The 15,391-nt window shown below is 37.1% G+C and carries 12 protein-coding genes; 9 read left to right on the top strand and 3 right to left on the bottom strand.

What is annotated here, in order from left to right; genetic code table 11:
* Nucleotides 1–77: 77 nt before the first annotated feature.
* The 7 genes from lpdA to GWJ05_RS07010 all read left to right on the top strand — a co-directional run bounded on the left by lpdA (nucleotide 78) and on the right by GWJ05_RS07010 (nucleotide 8,507).
* Nucleotides 78–1,505, top strand: a complete 1,428-nt coding sequence (gene lpdA, locus GWJ05_RS07040; RefSeq protein ID WP_036934940.1) for a dihydrolipoyl dehydrogenase — start codon at nucleotides 78–80, stop codon at nucleotides 1,503–1,505.
* A gap of 203 nt (nucleotides 1,506–1,708) precedes the next feature.
* Complete coding sequence (locus GWJ05_RS07035) at nucleotides 1,709–2,191, top strand: anti-virulence regulator CigR family protein (protein ID WP_036934938.1); 483 nt, start codon at nucleotides 1,709–1,711, stop codon at nucleotides 2,189–2,191.
* Nucleotides 2,192–2,689: 498 nt separating this feature from the next.
* Nucleotides 2,690–5,287 (top strand): bifunctional aconitate hydratase 2/2-methylisocitrate dehydratase, encoded by a 2,598-nt coding sequence (gene acnB, locus GWJ05_RS07030; RefSeq protein WP_036934936.1) that lies wholly within the window; start codon nucleotides 2,690–2,692, stop codon nucleotides 5,285–5,287.
* A 139-nt stretch (nucleotides 5,288–5,426) separates the two neighbouring features.
* Nucleotides 5,427–5,798, top strand: coding sequence for a YacL family protein (locus tag GWJ05_RS07025; RefSeq protein WP_036934935.1), 372 nt, complete (start codon nucleotides 5,427–5,429; stop codon nucleotides 5,796–5,798).
* Between the two features lie 93 nt (nucleotides 5,799–5,891).
* Complete coding sequence (gene mscS, locus GWJ05_RS07020; protein ID WP_036934933.1) at nucleotides 5,892–6,752, top strand: small-conductance mechanosensitive channel MscS; 861 nt, start codon at nucleotides 5,892–5,894, stop codon at nucleotides 6,750–6,752.
* Nucleotides 6,753–7,061: 309 nt separating this feature from the next.
* Complete coding sequence (gene argO, locus GWJ05_RS07015; RefSeq protein WP_087803209.1) at nucleotides 7,062–7,685, top strand: arginine exporter ArgO; 624 nt, start codon at nucleotides 7,062–7,064, stop codon at nucleotides 7,683–7,685.
* Between the two features lie 87 nt (nucleotides 7,686–7,772).
* Nucleotides 7,773–8,507, top strand: a complete 735-nt coding sequence (locus tag GWJ05_RS07010; RefSeq protein ID WP_036934931.1) for an oxidative stress defense protein — start codon at nucleotides 7,773–7,775, stop codon at nucleotides 8,505–8,507.
* Between the two features lie 73 nt (nucleotides 8,508–8,580).
* Here the strand turns inward: GWJ05_RS07010 and GWJ05_RS07005 are convergent, their stop codons facing one another.
* Nucleotides 8,581–9,480, bottom strand: coding sequence for a LysR family transcriptional regulator ArgP (locus GWJ05_RS07005; protein ID WP_036934930.1), 900 nt, complete (start codon nucleotides 9,478–9,480; stop codon nucleotides 8,581–8,583).
* Nucleotides 9,481–9,640: 160 nt separating this feature from the next.
* Between GWJ05_RS07005 and rpiA the strand changes: the two genes are divergently transcribed.
* Together rpiA and serA are read left to right on the top strand one after the other, a co-directional pair.
* Nucleotides 9,641–10,297, top strand: a complete 657-nt coding sequence (gene rpiA, locus GWJ05_RS07000) for a ribose-5-phosphate isomerase RpiA (protein ID WP_036934928.1) — start codon at nucleotides 9,641–9,643, stop codon at nucleotides 10,295–10,297.
* A gap of 272 nt (nucleotides 10,298–10,569) precedes the next feature.
* Nucleotides 10,570–11,820, top strand: a complete 1,251-nt coding sequence (gene serA, locus GWJ05_RS06995; protein ID WP_036934926.1) for a phosphoglycerate dehydrogenase — start codon at nucleotides 10,570–10,572, stop codon at nucleotides 11,818–11,820.
* 70 nt (nucleotides 11,821–11,890) lie between these two features.
* Here the strand turns inward: serA and GWJ05_RS06990 are convergent, their stop codons facing one another.
* Entirely contained in the window at nucleotides 11,891–14,011 is a 2,121-nt protein-coding gene (locus GWJ05_RS06990; protein WP_036934924.1) for a type I secretion system permease/ATPase, read from the bottom strand.
* An 18-nt stretch (nucleotides 14,012–14,029) separates the two neighbouring features.
* The gene (locus GWJ05_RS06985; RefSeq protein WP_052038457.1) at nucleotides 14,030–15,391 is read right to left on the bottom strand and encodes an HlyD family type I secretion periplasmic adaptor subunit; all 1,362 of its coding nucleotides are present in this window, start codon (nucleotides 15,389–15,391) and stop codon (nucleotides 14,030–14,032) included.

Below are 15,391 nucleotides of genomic sequence, written 5' to 3'. Positions count from 1 at the left end.
TGCATGCGGTATGTAAGTCTCGGTGTTAAATATGGATTTTCGTCTGACTCGCCGGACAAATAAATAATGAGGTCACGATGAGTACTGAAATTAAAGCACAGGTAGTGGTTCTCGGTGCAGGCCCTGCGGGTTATTCCGCAGCGTTTCGTTGCGCTGACTTAGGTTTAGAAACAGTTTTAGTTGAACGTCACTCTACTTTAGGTGGTGTTTGCCTGAACGTGGGTTGTATCCCTTCTAAAGCGTTACTCCACGTTGCTAAAGTTATCGAAGAAGCGAAAGCATTATCTGAACATGGTGTTGTTTTTGATGCGCCAAAAACCGATATCGACAAAATTCGCATCTGGAAAGACAAAGTTATTTCTCAATTAACCGGTGGCTTAGCGGGCATGGCTAAAGGCCGTAAAGTGACTGTTGTTAATGGCGAAGCACGATTCACTGGTTCTCACACATTGTCCGTTGAAGGTAGTGAAGGTACAACTACCATCACTTTTGAAAATGCAATCGTTGCTGCCGGCTCACGTCCAATCGAATTACCATTTATTCCACATGAAGACCCACGAGTATGGGATTCAACAGATGCACTGCAACTGAAAACCGTACCAGAGCGTTTACTGGTTATGGGTGGCGGTATCATCGGTCTGGAAATGGGAACGGTTTATCACTCTCTGGGTTCTCAGATTGACGTGGTTGAAATGTTTGATCAGGTTATTCCTGCTGCTGACAAAGACGTGGTTAAAGTATTTACCAAACGTATCAGCAAGAAATTTAATCTGATGCTAGAAACCAAAGTGACGGCGGTTGAAGCAAAAGAAGATGGCATCTACGTAACGATGGAAGGCAAAAAAGCCCCAGCAGAGCCACAACGTTACGATGCAGTATTAGTTGCTATCGGTCGTGTACCTAACGGTAAATTATTAGACGCTGGTAAAGCAGGCATTGAAGTTGATGATCGTGGTTTTATCCATGTTGATAAACAAATGCGTACTAATGTACCTCACATCTTTGCTATCGGAGACATCGTGGGTCAACCCATGCTGGCTCACAAAGGTGTTCATGAAGGTCACGTTGCAGCTGAAGTTATCTCTGGTAAAAAACATTACTTCGACCCTAAAGTTATCCCATCAATCGCTTATACTGAACCAGAAGTTGCATGGGTTGGTATGACAGAAAAAGAAGCGAAAGAGAAAGGTGTTAGCTATGAAGTGGCTTCTTTCCCATGGGCGGCATCAGGTCGTGCAATCGCATCAGATTGTGCTGATGGTATGACTAAACTAATTTTCGACAAAGAAACTAATCGTGTTATCGGTGGTGCAATTGTTGGTTCTAACGGTGGTGAACTGTTAGGTGAAATTGGTCTGGCAATTGAAATGGGTTGTGATGCTGAAGATATCGCATTAACTATCCACGCTCACCCAACGTTATACGAATCAATTGGTATGGCTGCGGAAGTATTTGAAGGTAGTATCACTGACCTGCCAAATCCAAAAGCGAAAAAGAAAAAATAAGCTGCTTATTTACTGAAAACAGTTAATAAAAACAGGTTAAATGATAAGGGCTGAGTTCTTTGTAGGACTTAGCTCTTTTTTATTTAAGATGAGGTTGTTTTTCGCTATATGCGTTAGGTTGAAATATTATCGGAATATTAGACATTGTACTTACGCACTAATTCTCCTATTTTCATTATGACTTTCATTTTTGGATGATATCTATGATGCGTAAACACATTTCGTTCCGCTTGTTTCTATTATTTTTTACGATGGTATTTTCTTTAGGCTCTTTCGCTAATCCTCCTCATGGAAATGGAAATGGAAATGGAAATGGGCATCAAAAAGGACGTCATTATCAGAATGATAATGATAGAAACTTTAATAAAAATGACGGTTTTTCGTCAGAAATAAAAATTAATAGTCACGGTCTTGTTTCCGTTTCTTTAACCTATAAGGACGCAAGGGCTCTAGCAATAAGAAACAATATTGTGGGTTATCAGTCTCTTCCCCCAGGTATAGCTAAAAATTTAGTTCGAGGAAAACCGCTTCCTCCAGGGATCATGAAAAAAGCAATTCCAAGTAATATGCTAAATCAGTTACCTTATTATCAAGGGTATGAATGGAAAATAGTAGGGAATGATTTAGTATTGGTCGCGATTGGAACATCAATAATCGCAGCAGTTATTAACCATGTGTTTGATTAATATATTTTCTTTTATTCTTTTAACTCAATAGGGCTTACCTATTTCTCTTTAAATGAGATCCCTCTTTGAAGTGAGAGACGATTAGGTTTATTGGTGGTCACTATTTTCTATAAGAAAAGCCTATTACGGTGACAGAGTAATAGGATGATTCATCTTTTGTCACTCTTTGCGTAAAATTTATCATAAATCGCATATTCCTATTCATTTTCATAGATTCTTTATAGTATTTTATCTAAAAAATTGGGTAAAAATGCGTCTTATATATTTTGTTTAAGTGTTTTAATCTGAATAAGTGGATATTTGAATTTGATTAATGTTACTTTTATGTGAACGAATTAACATCGTGTTGAAGATTTGCTATGCTGATACCCCTTAGCTGGGCATAATTTCACAACCACTTATGTTTTATGCGAGCAAAAGATCCTCTGACCTGGCATCCTATAGACAGGGTGCAGACAGCCGGGTTATACAAAATGACAAAGAAGCGAGGAGACAGTCGTGCTAGAAGAATACCGTAAGCACGTAGCAGAGCGTGCAGCTGAAGGTGTCGTTCCAAAACCTCTCGATGCCACACAAACAGCCGCACTTGTTGAGCTATTAAAAAATCCCCCTAAAGGTGAAGAAGAATTCCTTCTTGATTTAATTGTTAACCGCGTTCCACCCGGAGTTGATGAAGCTGCCTATGTTAAGGCGGGTTTTTTAACTGCCCTCGCGAAAGGCGAAACCACATCACCCCTTATCTCGCCAGAAAAAGCCGTTGAATTATTAGGTACTATGCAAGGTGGCTATAATATTCATGCTTTAATTGAATCTCTGGATAACGATAAATTAGCTCCAATTGCAGCTAAAGCACTTTCTCATACCTTATTGATGTTTGATAACTTCTATGATGTTGAAGAAAAAGCCAAAGCAGGCAATGTGTATGCTAAACAAATTATGCAATCTTGGGCTGATGCAAAATGGTTTACTGAGCGCCCAGAATTAGCAGAAAAAATTACGGTTACCGTATTTAAAGTCACTGGTGAAACCAATACCGATGACTTATCTCCCGCACCTGATGCTTGGTCTCGTCCAGATATCCCTTTACATGCTTTAGCCATGTTAAAAAATGCGCGCGAAGGGATTGAACCTGATCAACCAGGTAGCGTTGGCCCTATCAAACAAATTGAAGCATTAAATAAAAAAGGTTTCCCGCTGGCTTATGTCGGTGACGTTGTAGGGACTGGCTCTTCTCGTAAATCAGCAACCAACTCTGTACTTTGGTTTATGGGGGATGATATTCCATTCGTTCCTAATAAACGGGGAGGGGGGGTTGTGCTCGGAGGTAAAATTGCGCCTATCTTCTTTAATACTATGGAAGATGCTGGGGCATTACCTATCGAAGTTGATGTTTCTAAATTAAATATGGGTGATGTCATTGATATTTACCCATATAAAGGTGAAATCCGTAGCCATGAAACGAATGAGTTACTGGAAACCTTTGAATTGAAAACAGACGTATTAATTGATGAAGTTCGTGCAGGTGGTCGTATTCCTCTGATTATCGGCCGTGGTTTAACCACTAAAGCCCGTGAATCATTAGGTTTACCTGCAAGTACGTTGTTCCGTCATGCTAAACCTATTGAAGACAGTAACCGTGGTTTCTCTTTAGCGCAGAAAATGGTCGGTCGTGCTTGCGGTCGTGCTGGTATCCGTCCAGGTGAATATTGTGAGCCGAAAATGACGTCTGTGGGCTCTCAGGATACAACAGGTCCAATGACGCGTGATGAGTTAAAAGACCTTGCCTGTCTAGGTTTCTCTGCTGATTTAGTGATGCAATCGTTCTGTCATACCGCTGCGTATCCAAAGCCTGTGGATGTTACAACGCATCATACCTTACCTGATTTTATTATGAATCGTGGTGGTGTCTCTTTGCGTCCAGGCGATGGTATTATCCACTCATGGTTAAACCGTATGTTGTTACCTGATACCGTCGGTACAGGTGGTGACTCACATACTCGTTTCCCTATTGGTATCTCATTCCCAGCAGGTTCTGGTTTAGTGGCTTTTGCTGCAGCTACCGGGGTAATGCCATTAGATATGCCAGAATCTGTTCTAGTGCGTTTTAAAGGCAAAATGCAACCAGGTGTGACATTGCGTGATTTAGTTCATGCTATTCCTTATTACGCTATTCAAGATGGTTTATTAACTGTAGAGAAAAAAGGTAAGAAAAACATTTTCTCTGGCCGTATTCTTGAAATTGAAGGTTTACCAGAACTAAAAGTAGAACAAGCATTTGAACTTGCTGATGCATCAGCAGAGCGTTCAGCGGCTGGTTGTACGATTAAATTGGATAAAGCACCTATCATTGAATATTTACAATCTAACATTATCTTACTGAAATGGATGATTGCTGAAGGTTATGGTGATCGTCGTACAATTGAACGCCGTATTACTTCAATGGAAAATTGGCTGAAAGATCCTCAATTACTTGAAGCAGATGCCGATGCTGAATATGCTGCTGTGATCGAAATCGATCTAAATGAAATCAAAGAACCAATTTTATGTGCGCCTAATGATCCTGATGATGCACGACTGCTATCTGAAGTAGCGAACAGTAAAATTGATGAAGTGTTCATTGGTTCTTGTATGACTAATATTGGCCACTTCCGTGCAGCAGGTAAATTACTTGATCAATACAAAGGCCAATTACCAACGCGTTTATGGGTTGCACCACCAACGAAAATGGATGCAGCACAATTAACGGAAGAGGGCTATTACAGCATCTTTGGCAAAAGTGGTGCTCGTATCGAAGTTCCAGGGTGCTCACTTTGTATGGGGAATCAAGCACGTGTTGCTGATGGTGCAACGGTGGTTTCAACTTCGACACGTAACTTTCCTAACCGTTTAGGGACAGGAGCCAACGTGTATCTTGCTTCTGCGGAACTTGCAGCAGTGGCGTCATTGTTAGGTCGTTTGCCTGAGCCACAAGAGTATCTGGACTTCATTAATAAAGTTGATGAAACTGCAGAAGATACTTATCGTTATCTGAACTTTGATCAACTTGCACAATATACAGACAAAGCGGAGCAAGTTATTTTCCAAACAACGGTATAACGATTAATTTATTACTTTAAACGTATTTTATATAAACAAACGGGAGGCATTAGCCTCCCGTTTTTTGTTATTTATTGTCATAATAAGAATAAGATGTTTTTTATTCAATAAGCGACAGCTTAATCAAGGGGCGTACACCATGGATTATGAATTTCAGCGAGATCTCACTGGCGGTATACTAGCCCGTTTTTCGATGGATCATGAAGCAATAGGTTATTGGTTGAATGATGAAATTCAGGGCGATATTAGTCTGATAGATCAAATTTTTGAAGAAATGGAAGGTATTAAAGGCAGTGAAAGGCAGTGGGAATTAATTGGTAAAGAATATAGCCTTTCTATTGATGATGAAGAAGTAATGATAAGAGCCAATACACTGCATTTTGAAACAGATGAAATGGAAGAAGGCATGAGTTACTACGATAACGAAAGTATCTCATTTTGTGGATTAGATGATTTTGCTACCATGTTACAGAAATATCGGTTATTTATTCTGGAAAATAAAAGGAATTAACAAATCCTCTATATTTTTGGAAGAAATATGCCACAATATACTACTGTATGACTATTCTTCTCATTACATTTTTAAGATTTAATAGGTGGTCTAATGAATGAATTACCAGCTAGTTTAGATGAAGCAACAGGTTGGTTTGTCGCAAATCAGGAGCTCTTTATTCAATATGCTGTGAATATTGTCGCCGCTTTCTTGATCCTATTTATTGGTCTTTTTATCGCAAAAATGATCAGTAAAGGTGTCGCAAGAGTTCTCACATTGCGCCATATTGATGCTACTGTTGTGACATTTTTATCTGTTTTAGTTCGTTACACAGTTGTTGCTTTTACCTTAATTGCGGTATTAGGACGATTAGGGGTTCAAACAGCGTCTGTTATCGCGGTGTTAGGTGCTGCCGGTTTAGCTGTTGGTTTGGCTCTACAAGGCTCTCTGTCTAACTTTGCTGCAGGCGTATTGATTGTTATCTTCCGTCCAATCCGTACAGATGAATATGTCATGATTGGTTCAGTAGAAGGTACGGTAAAGGATGTACAGATTTTTTCTACGACATTACGTTCAGCAGATGACAAAATTATCGTTATTCCGAATAGCAAAATTATCAGTAGTGAAGTGATCAACTTAAGCCGTGAGCCTAACCGCCGTACACAAATTATTGTTGGTGTGGCTTATGATGCTGATATTGATAAAGTAAAACAAGTATTGGGTGATGTTGTTGCGAAAGACAAACGCATTCAACATGATCAAGGTGTGACTATCCGTTTACATGAAATGGCACCGTCTTCATTAAACTTTGTGGTCCGTGTTTGGACAACGAATGGTGATGCATGGCCTGTTTATTGGGATCTAATGGAAGATTTTAAACGTGCATTAGATGCAAATAATATCGGTATTCCATTCCCACAAATGGATGTTTATATGCATCAAACACAAAGTGCGACAGTGAAAGCAGAATAGTCTCACAAAAATAGATAGCATAGAGCCACGTTAATAACGTGGCTTTTTTCTTTCAGTATTTTGATAGAGTTATATTGTATTTGTTTTGGCGATCTTATTTTTTAGTAATTCCCAATGTCACTATTTGGTCTTATTTTATCTTCATACTATTAATGAATATGGCTATTAGATATTTATTAATCCTACAAACCCTTTATTTTATCACCATTAGTTTTTCTTATTATTAATAAGAATGATTCATTTCCTCTAATATCAAAATCCCTCTATTATTCAGCTAATATCTAACGAATAATTATTAAGGTATTTTGCATGTTTACAACTTTTTTTCAGGGTTTTTTATTAAGTGCAGCCATGATTTTACCTATAGGCGCTCAGAATGCTTTTGTTTTACAGCAAGGAAGTAAAAAACAATTTCATTTAATGAGTGCATTTTTATGCGCATTAAGTGATGTTGTATTAATAACAGCAGGTGTTTTTGGTGGCAGTACATTACTTAGTCAATCAGAAACGCTTTTATTATTGATCACATGGGGAGGAGTGGCATTTTTACTTTGGTATGGTTGGAATGCATTTAAAACAGCTTTTTCAAAAGATATCGAATTATCACAAAGTGAAAATCAGGTAAAAAGCCGTTGGCGTGTGATTGTGACATTAATTGCCGTAACTTGGCTTAATCCTCATGTTTATTTAGATACTTTTGTTGTGATAGGCAGTATTGGTGGACAATTAACCACAGAGCTTCGCCCTTGGTTTACGATTGGTGCGATATTGGCTTCTATCAGTTGGTTTTTTGCGTTATCACTACTTGCGGCTTGGTTTTCGCCGATATTAAGCAAAACACGCTCTCAACGCATTATTAATTTATTTGTAGGATGTGTGATGTGGTTTATTGCTGTTCAATTAGCTGCACAAGGATGGAAAACTCTCTTTTAATCTTAAAGAACTTTACATCATATATGCTAATGTTCTTCTTAGTCCTAAAAACAGGACATTAAAATTAATTTTGTCAGGGGGTTTTTTGTGAAATTAAGAACGATTGTATTAGCATCCGTGTTTACGCTGGGATTACCTTCCATTGCACTAGCTGCTTCGGAACCAGAAGGACCACATATTACAACATCTGGTAATGCGACAATTAAAGCCACTCCTGATATGGCGACATTAAATATTCAGGTTAACGAAAGAGCAAAAGATGCGGCTCAGGCTAAGAAACAAGTCGATGAGCGTGTTGCAAAATATTTTGCCTTCTTAAAAGAAAATGGTGTTGTGAAGGAAGATATAGAGGCCGCTAATATTCGTACTCAACCAAACTATGAATATGATAAAAAAGCGGAGCGTTCAGTGATTAATGGTTATACCGCAACACGTACTGTAAATGTTAAAATTAAGAAATTAGAACAGCTTAATACGTTACTTGATGGCGCATTAGCGGCGGGTTTAAATGAAATTAATAACGTTGAGTTTGGCGTAAATAATCCAGAACAATACAAAGTAAAAGCTCGAGAAGTGGCCATTAAAAATGCCATTGATCAAGCAACCTCAGTTGCGAAAGGTTTTGGTGCTGATTTAGGTGCAGTTTATAGCGTAAGCTATCGTGCACCAGAGGCGACACCTTATCCAATCACACAAGTGCGTATGGATGCGATGGCATTAAAAGCCCAAGCGCCAGCTGCGGTGCAAGAAACGTATGAACAACAAAGCATCGAATTTAAAGATTATGTGGATGTTGTTTTTGAATTAAAACGTACTCAATAATCTTATTGTTATAAAAATAAAATAGGCTTCATATGAAGCCTATTTTTTGTGTTAGAAGATGAAAATAGTCGTGTTATTCTTCACCTTGTTTTAAAACCTTACGGCCAAAATCAACCAGTGCGTCTGTCACTTTTCTCATAGTTCTACTTTCTGGCGCAAAGCGGTGCCAATAAAGCATACGTCGTTGGTAAAGCCCTGGCGTTAAATCAACCAACTCTCCACTCTTTAGCTCATTAGCAATTTGTAGATGAGGGATCATACAACATGTCGACCCTTGTTTTGCTAATTGCACAAAAGCCTCGGAAGAATTAACGATATGGCAAGGTACACTGCCCGGAGATAAACCAAAGTTTTGTTGTAAAAATGCCTGATGCATATCATCAAGATGGTCAAATGCGACAGCAGGGGCTTTTAATAGCGACGATTTAGTGACCCCGTTTGCAAAATAGCGTTGAGCAAAATCAGGAGAGGCTACAAATAGGTAATCAAGAGCGCCTAATTGATCAACAAGGCAACTTGGTAATGCCTGTGGCTGAATACTGATTGCACCCACTACTTCGCCTCGTCTTAAACGTTCTTGTGTTCGCGTTTCGTCTTCAACTTGGATATTAAGTCGAATAGGCAGTTGTGTTAATACGGGGTGTAAAGCGGGTAATAGCCACGTTGCTAAGCTATCGGCATTTACCGCTAAAGAGAGTAAAAGCGGTGTAGAGCCACTATTTTCATCACCTAACCATTGTTCTTCAAGTAATTCTACTTGATGCAATAACGCCAGTAGTTTTTGCCCTTGCTCGGTGGGTTGTGGTGGAACAGTTCGCACCAATAACGGTTGCCCGAATAAGTTTTCTAATTGTTTAATGCGTTGTGAAACGGCAGATTGTGTAATACATAACTTTTGTGCAGCTCTTTCAAAACCACGTTCGCGAATGACGGCATCAAGGGCTTGTAATGCTCGATAATCAGGGCGTTTCATTAACAGACTCTCTTTGATTTATGTTCTGTTGCTTACTATGCCATATTTTTTGTTGTAATGAGTTAAAATGTTGCTTCTCAGTTTTTGATGTGTCTCGTGCTAGTTTTGAATGCAATATGCTATTCTTAGTCCATTAATGTGATAAATAAGGTTTTTTTAAATGACTCAGGATGAATTGAAAAAAGCAGTAGGTTGGGCGGCGCTTGAATATGTGAAACCTGGCACTATCGTGGGGGTAGGAACAGGCTCTACGGCTTCTCATTTTATTGACGCATTAGCGACAATAAAAGGTCAAATCGAAGGTACTGTTTCAAGTTCAGAAGCATCAACGGCAAAGCTAAAAAGTTATGGTATTCCTGTTTTTGACTGTAATGAAGTCGATTCTTTAGATATCTATGTGGATGGTGCTGATGAAATTAACCACCAGATGCAAATGATCAAAGGTGGCGGTGCCGCATTAACGCGAGAAAAAATTATTGCGGGAGTGGCAAAAACATTTATCTGTATCGTTGATGAATCTAAACAAGTTGATGTATTAGGTAAATTCCCTCTACCTGTCGAAGTTATTCCAATGGCACGCTCTTATGTGGCTCGTGAATTAGTTAAACTGGGTGGCTTACCTGAATATCGTGAAAACGTAGTAACAGATAACGGTAACGTTATTTTAGACGTTCATAACTTAACGATTCTTAACCCTATTGAACTGGAAAATAAAATTAACAGTATTCCAGGCGTGGTTACAGTAGGATTATTTGCTAATCGTGGTGCAAATGTCGTTTTAATGGGAACGTCTGAAGGAGTTAAAACTATTAAGTAAGATGACTAAAAAGAGGTGGCGATGGCGACCTCTTTTTAAAATTATTTTAGAAAATGCAAATTCAGTGATATATATCACACCATAGTTATATCTCTCTTTAAAATCCTGCCTTTTTCAAAGTCAAAATCATTTTACTCGGTAGAAAATCGCTTTCTTTATCGCTTATTCTGTCATCACTGCAATCGGTTGTATTGCCACAAACTCTATTTTTGTTATGTTGATGAGACAGGATTTTGTTTTTCATTAAATGTAATAACGATAGGGCAGGGTAAATGGTCAAAGTATCTTTGGAAAAAGACAAAATAAAGTTTCTACTTCTTGAAGGTGTGCACCAAAGTGCAGTAGAAAACTTAAGAGCTGCGGGTTATACCAACATTGAATATCATAAAGGTGCATTATCGGACGAAGAATTAAAAGAAGCTATCCGTGATGCGCGTTTTGTTGGTCTTCGTTCCCGCACTCATTTAACAGAAGAAATTTTTGCAGCCGCAGAAAAATTAGTTGCTGTAGGATGCTTCTGTATCGGGACTAATCAGGTTGATTTAGAAGCAGCAGCTCGTCGCGGTATTCCTGTCTTCAATGCGCCTTTCTCGAACACTCGTTCCGTGGCTGAGATGGTGTTAGGTGAATTACTGTTATTATTGCGTCGTATTCCTGAGGCAAATGCGAAAGCGCATCGTGGAGTTTGGGATAAGCAAGCCAAAGGTTGTTTTGAAGCTCGTGGTAAAAAACTGGGTATTATAGGTTATGGGCACATTGGTACACAGTTAGGTATTTTGGCTGAAAGTGTCGGTTTAGATGTCTATTTTTACGATATTGAAAACAAGCTACCACTGGGTAATGCAACACAAATTCGCCATTTATCTGAACTATTGAATATGAGTGATATTGTCAGCTTACATGTGCCAGAAACGCCTTCCACAAAAAATATGATTGGGCATGAAGAAATTCAACGCATGAAGCCAGGCTCAATTCTTATCAACGCTTCTCGTGGTACGGTAGTTGATATTCCTGCATTAGCACAAGCGTTAGAATCAAAGCATTTATCTGGTGCAGCGGTTGACGTATTCCCATCTGAACCTGGTGCAAATAACGATCCTAACGATCCGTTTGTATCTGAACTTATCAAGTTCGATAATGTGATATTAACGCCACATATCGGTGGTTCAACACAAGAAGCACAAGAAAATATTGGTTATGAAGTTGCAGGTAAATTGGCGAAATATTCAGATAACGGCTCTACATTATCTGCAGTTAACTTCCCTGAAGTATCGTTACCAAGCCATGGTGATGATGTAAACCGTTTACTGCATATTCATGAGAACCGACCAGGTATGATGAATAGCATCAACAAAGTGTTTACTGAAGAAAACATCAACGTGGCAGCACAATTTTTACGTACCTCTGGCAACGTAGGTTATGTTGTGATTGATATTACAACACAAACGAAGGCTCAAGCTGAGTTAGTGTTACAAAAGCTCAAAGCATTACCAGGAACAATCCGTGCTCGTATGCTTTACTAATTATTGATCTAATTATCAGTAATATCTTGAAGGCTCGGTATTTCGAGCCTTTCTTGTTTTTTAAACATTATTATTGCATTTGCTGTTTCCATAATTGGTAATAAAGTGTGTTATTTTCAAGTAAACCCACATGAGTTCCTTCTTCCAATACCCGTCCTTTGTCTATAACATAAATATAATCTGCATGTGCTAATGTATTGAGGCGATGTGCAATACTAATGACGGTTCTGTTTTGACAAATCTGAGGTAAACTTGCCAAAATCTGTGCTTCTGAGATGTAATCTAATGCTGATGTGGCTTCATCTAAAATAAGAATGCGTGGATTTGTTAGTAAAGCTCTTGCCAGTGCAATACGCTGGCGTTGCCCTCCTGATAAATTGGCACCTTTTTCTCCGACTTGAGTGTTAAATCTCAAAGGAAGTTGCTCAATAAAATCTAGAGCACCTGCAAGTTGGCATGCTTCTATTATCTCTTGTTCATTCGCATTGGGTTTTGATAAACGAATATTTTCGACAATAGATCCACTAAATAAAAAACTTTCTTGTAAAACGATACTGATACTTTGGCGCAAAGAGAGAGGATCAGCGATAGCTAAATCCATGCCGTCAATATAAATTTGTCCTTGTTGAGGAGTATAGAGTCGTTGAATTAAGCGTGTGATAGTACTTTTTCCTGAGCCTGAACGACCCGTGATACCAATAAATTGCCCAGCAGGAATAGAGAACGAGAGTGCTTCAAGAACATCTTGTGTATGATGGGTATAACGAAAATAGACATTTGAAAAATCAATACTACCTGTAATTTGGGGCACCGTGGCTAATCCATGATATTGGTGTTCTGTCGGCGCATTTAAAATTTCGCCAATACGGCGCAGAGAAATAGTGGTTTGCTGAAAATCTTGCCAGCATTGTGCTAAGCGTAAAATTGGTTGTGTTATATGCGCAATGAAGAGATTAAATGCAATAAGCTCACCTACCGTCATTTGTGTATTAATAATTAAATTAACACCTTGCCACAGAATAATCGCTGTTGTGATTTTATGAATGATGAATATTACTTGTTGAGCTAATAAGGTTTTTTGGGTTGCTGAAAACCGTTTGTTAATATGCTCGGTGAGCTTATATTGCCATTTTTCGATAAAATAGCTTTCTGTTGCTGTAATTTTGATAGTTTCTATACCGCTAATTGCTTCGGTTAGTAGACTAGTATTATCAGCATTTGCTTGATATTCCTGCTCAACCCAATAACGGATCATTGGGCCAAGGATCAGCCAAAGTGTAAAATAAAGAATTAATGCACCTAACGTTATCCAAGTTAATGATGCTGAATAAGTAAACATTACAGAAAGAAACACAATAATAAAAATGAGGTCGAGCACTAACATCAATGCGGAACCAGTCATAAATTGACGAATGTGCGAAAGCTCTTGAATGCGTGCAATTATTTGACCTGATTGTCGTTGATTAAAAAAAGAACTCGGTAAGCGAATAAGATGCTGATAAATTTTTCCTGAAAAATCAGCACTAAATTGACAAGAAATAAATGTATACAATTTGTCTCGAAGAAAAAGATAAACAGGTTCAGTGATTGCAATTAAGAGCAATAAATAGCCCAGTAAATGTAAGTTTGATAAATTTCTTCCTGTTAATACCTTATCGATTAATGTTTCAAAAATTAAAGGGTTAACTAATGCGAAGAGCTGGCTACAGCATGATAAAATAAAAACCAATAAGAGTGATTTTTTTTGTTTTAAAATAGTAGAAATAAACCAAGTGATATTAAATTTATTCCATAATGGATTATGTTGTTTATTAATAAATAATGCTATATTTAGTTTTTGATTTTTATCTAATTCATATTCAATGGTAATATTATTTTTTATATCAAATATAATTAATAGTTTACTTCTTATTTCTTTTAAAATATACCATTTATTGTTTATTTCAATAAGAGTATTTATGAGGTGAGAGTTTTTATTTTCGTAGTCAAGGATATCAAATTTACATTTTAAATTAAGTAAGTGTGCAGCATCTAAAATATTCCATTTGTTAAATAAATTATCTTTGCCAATAAAATGGATGACATTTTCTTTTTTTATATTTCCATTGTTTTTTTTGGCAAAATAAATTAAACCATCAATAATAGAACAATGATATTGTTTTTCTTTTATTAAGTTAGTTTTATTTTTCATGGTGTTAAGTACCCGATTTTACTTTTCAGTCAGTGAATTATGTCGATAAACCTCTATTGGGCTTAAAACATAATCAATAACACGACGTTTATCCGTAATTATTTCGGCGACTAAAGACATACCGGGAGTAAGCTGATATTGCCGATTATTCTTTTCAATAGTTTGTGTATTTAATTTAATTGTAGCGGGATAAACTAAACCTAATTGTTCATGTTGAACAGAATCTTTAGCGATATTAATAATTTCTCCTTCAATTGTGCCATAACGTGTATAAGGAAAAGCATCTATTTTTATCATTGCTTTTTGCCCTATGTGAATAAAACCAATATCTCTATTTAGCAGATTAACCTCTGCAATATTCACTTGATTATCTGGTACGACTGTCATAACACTTTGAGCAGGTTGTAATACACTGCCGAGTGTATAAACAGAAACTTGTTGTATCGTTCCAGTGATAGGTGAACGTATTGTTTTGAGTTGCTGTCGTTTTTGGAGGTGATTAAGGTTTTGAGCATAAATTAATAGCTCATTTTCATACTGTTTATATTTATCATGCCATTCTAATTTTTTCTTTTTTTCTAGTTGATTTAATTTTTTATTTAATTGTTTTTTTTGGCTTTTAATAATATGATATTCTGCGTTTTTTATTGTGATTGAGCGATTTATTTCTAATAGTTCCTTCTCACTTTCAAGATATTCCATTTTGCTAATTGTTTTTTTATTGTAAAGTTCCTTTCTAATAATAAATCGGTTTTTTATATTTGCTTGTATGTTTTTTAATGATAATAAATCATTATAGATTAGTGATTGGTTTCTATTATTTATTTCAATTTCAGTTTCTAATACTTTTATATTACTATCGAATTCATCTTTTTCTTTTTGATAGCTTAATAAAATTGTTTTTTTTGTTTTATCATCTAATTTGTTAAAATGATAAAGGCTTTGAGGTGATGCTTCTTGGCTCAAAGCTTGATAGCGAATTTTAAGTAAGAGTAAATTGTCTCTTTTCTTTCTTATTCCCTCCATTTCTTCATCAACTCCCAATATATCAAGTGTTAATAAAGCATCACCTTGATTAACTTTTTGCCCATCTTTTACATGAAGAATGGCTAGTCGGCTAGGTTCATGGATTTGAATTATTTGAGAACGTCCTGTGACGACAAGTTTACCAACTGCGGGGGATTGTACATCTAATTTTCCGTAATAAACCCACAGAATAAAGGCAATAATACTGAGTGAAATGGTAGATGCAATATAACGACTATAAGGCGTTAATGGTTTTTCAATAAGAGCTATATGATTAGGGTAAAAATCATAATGGAAAGACTTTTTATTACGTTGAAAAATAGTCAGTAATAGCCGTTTTATGTTTAATTTCAT

Source organism: Proteus sp. G2626 (assembly GCF_009915985.1).
Lineage (GTDB): Bacteria > Pseudomonadota > Gammaproteobacteria > Enterobacterales > Enterobacteriaceae > Proteus > Proteus vulgaris.
The sequence above is the reverse complement of the archived record's forward strand: the minus strand, read 5'-3'. Positions and strand labels throughout refer to the sequence as shown.

Excerpts from the sequence above, each read along its gene's own strand:
- lpdA (WP_036934940.1), top strand. The coding sequence starts at position 78 with ATGAGTACTGAAATTAAAGCACAGGTAGTGGTTCTCGGTGCAGGCCCT.
- mscS (WP_036934933.1), top strand. The coding sequence starts at position 5,892 with ATGAATGAATTACCAGCTAGTTTAGATGAAGCAACAGGTTGGTTTGTC.
- GWJ05_RS06990 (WP_036934924.1), bottom strand. The coding sequence starts at position 14,011 with ATGAAAAATAAAACTAACTTAATAAAAGAAAAACAATATCATTGTTCT.
- GWJ05_RS06985 (WP_052038457.1), bottom strand. The coding sequence starts at position 15,391 with ATGAAATTAAACATAAAACGGCTATTACTGACTATTTTTCAACGTAAT.
- GWJ05_RS07025 (WP_036934935.1), top strand. The coding sequence starts at position 5,427 with ATGGATTATGAATTTCAGCGAGATCTCACTGGCGGTATACTAGCCCGT.
- GWJ05_RS07005 (WP_036934930.1), bottom strand. The coding sequence starts at position 9,480 with ATGAAACGCCCTGATTATCGAGCATTACAAGCCCTTGATGCCGTCATT.
- argO (WP_087803209.1), top strand. The coding sequence starts at position 7,062 with ATGTTTACAACTTTTTTTCAGGGTTTTTTATTAAGTGCAGCCATGATT.
- rpiA (WP_036934928.1), top strand. The coding sequence starts at position 9,641 with ATGACTCAGGATGAATTGAAAAAAGCAGTAGGTTGGGCGGCGCTTGAA.
- GWJ05_RS07035 (WP_036934938.1), top strand. The coding sequence starts at position 1,709 with ATGATGCGTAAACACATTTCGTTCCGCTTGTTTCTATTATTTTTTACG.
- serA (WP_036934926.1), top strand. The coding sequence starts at position 10,570 with ATGGTCAAAGTATCTTTGGAAAAAGACAAAATAAAGTTTCTACTTCTT.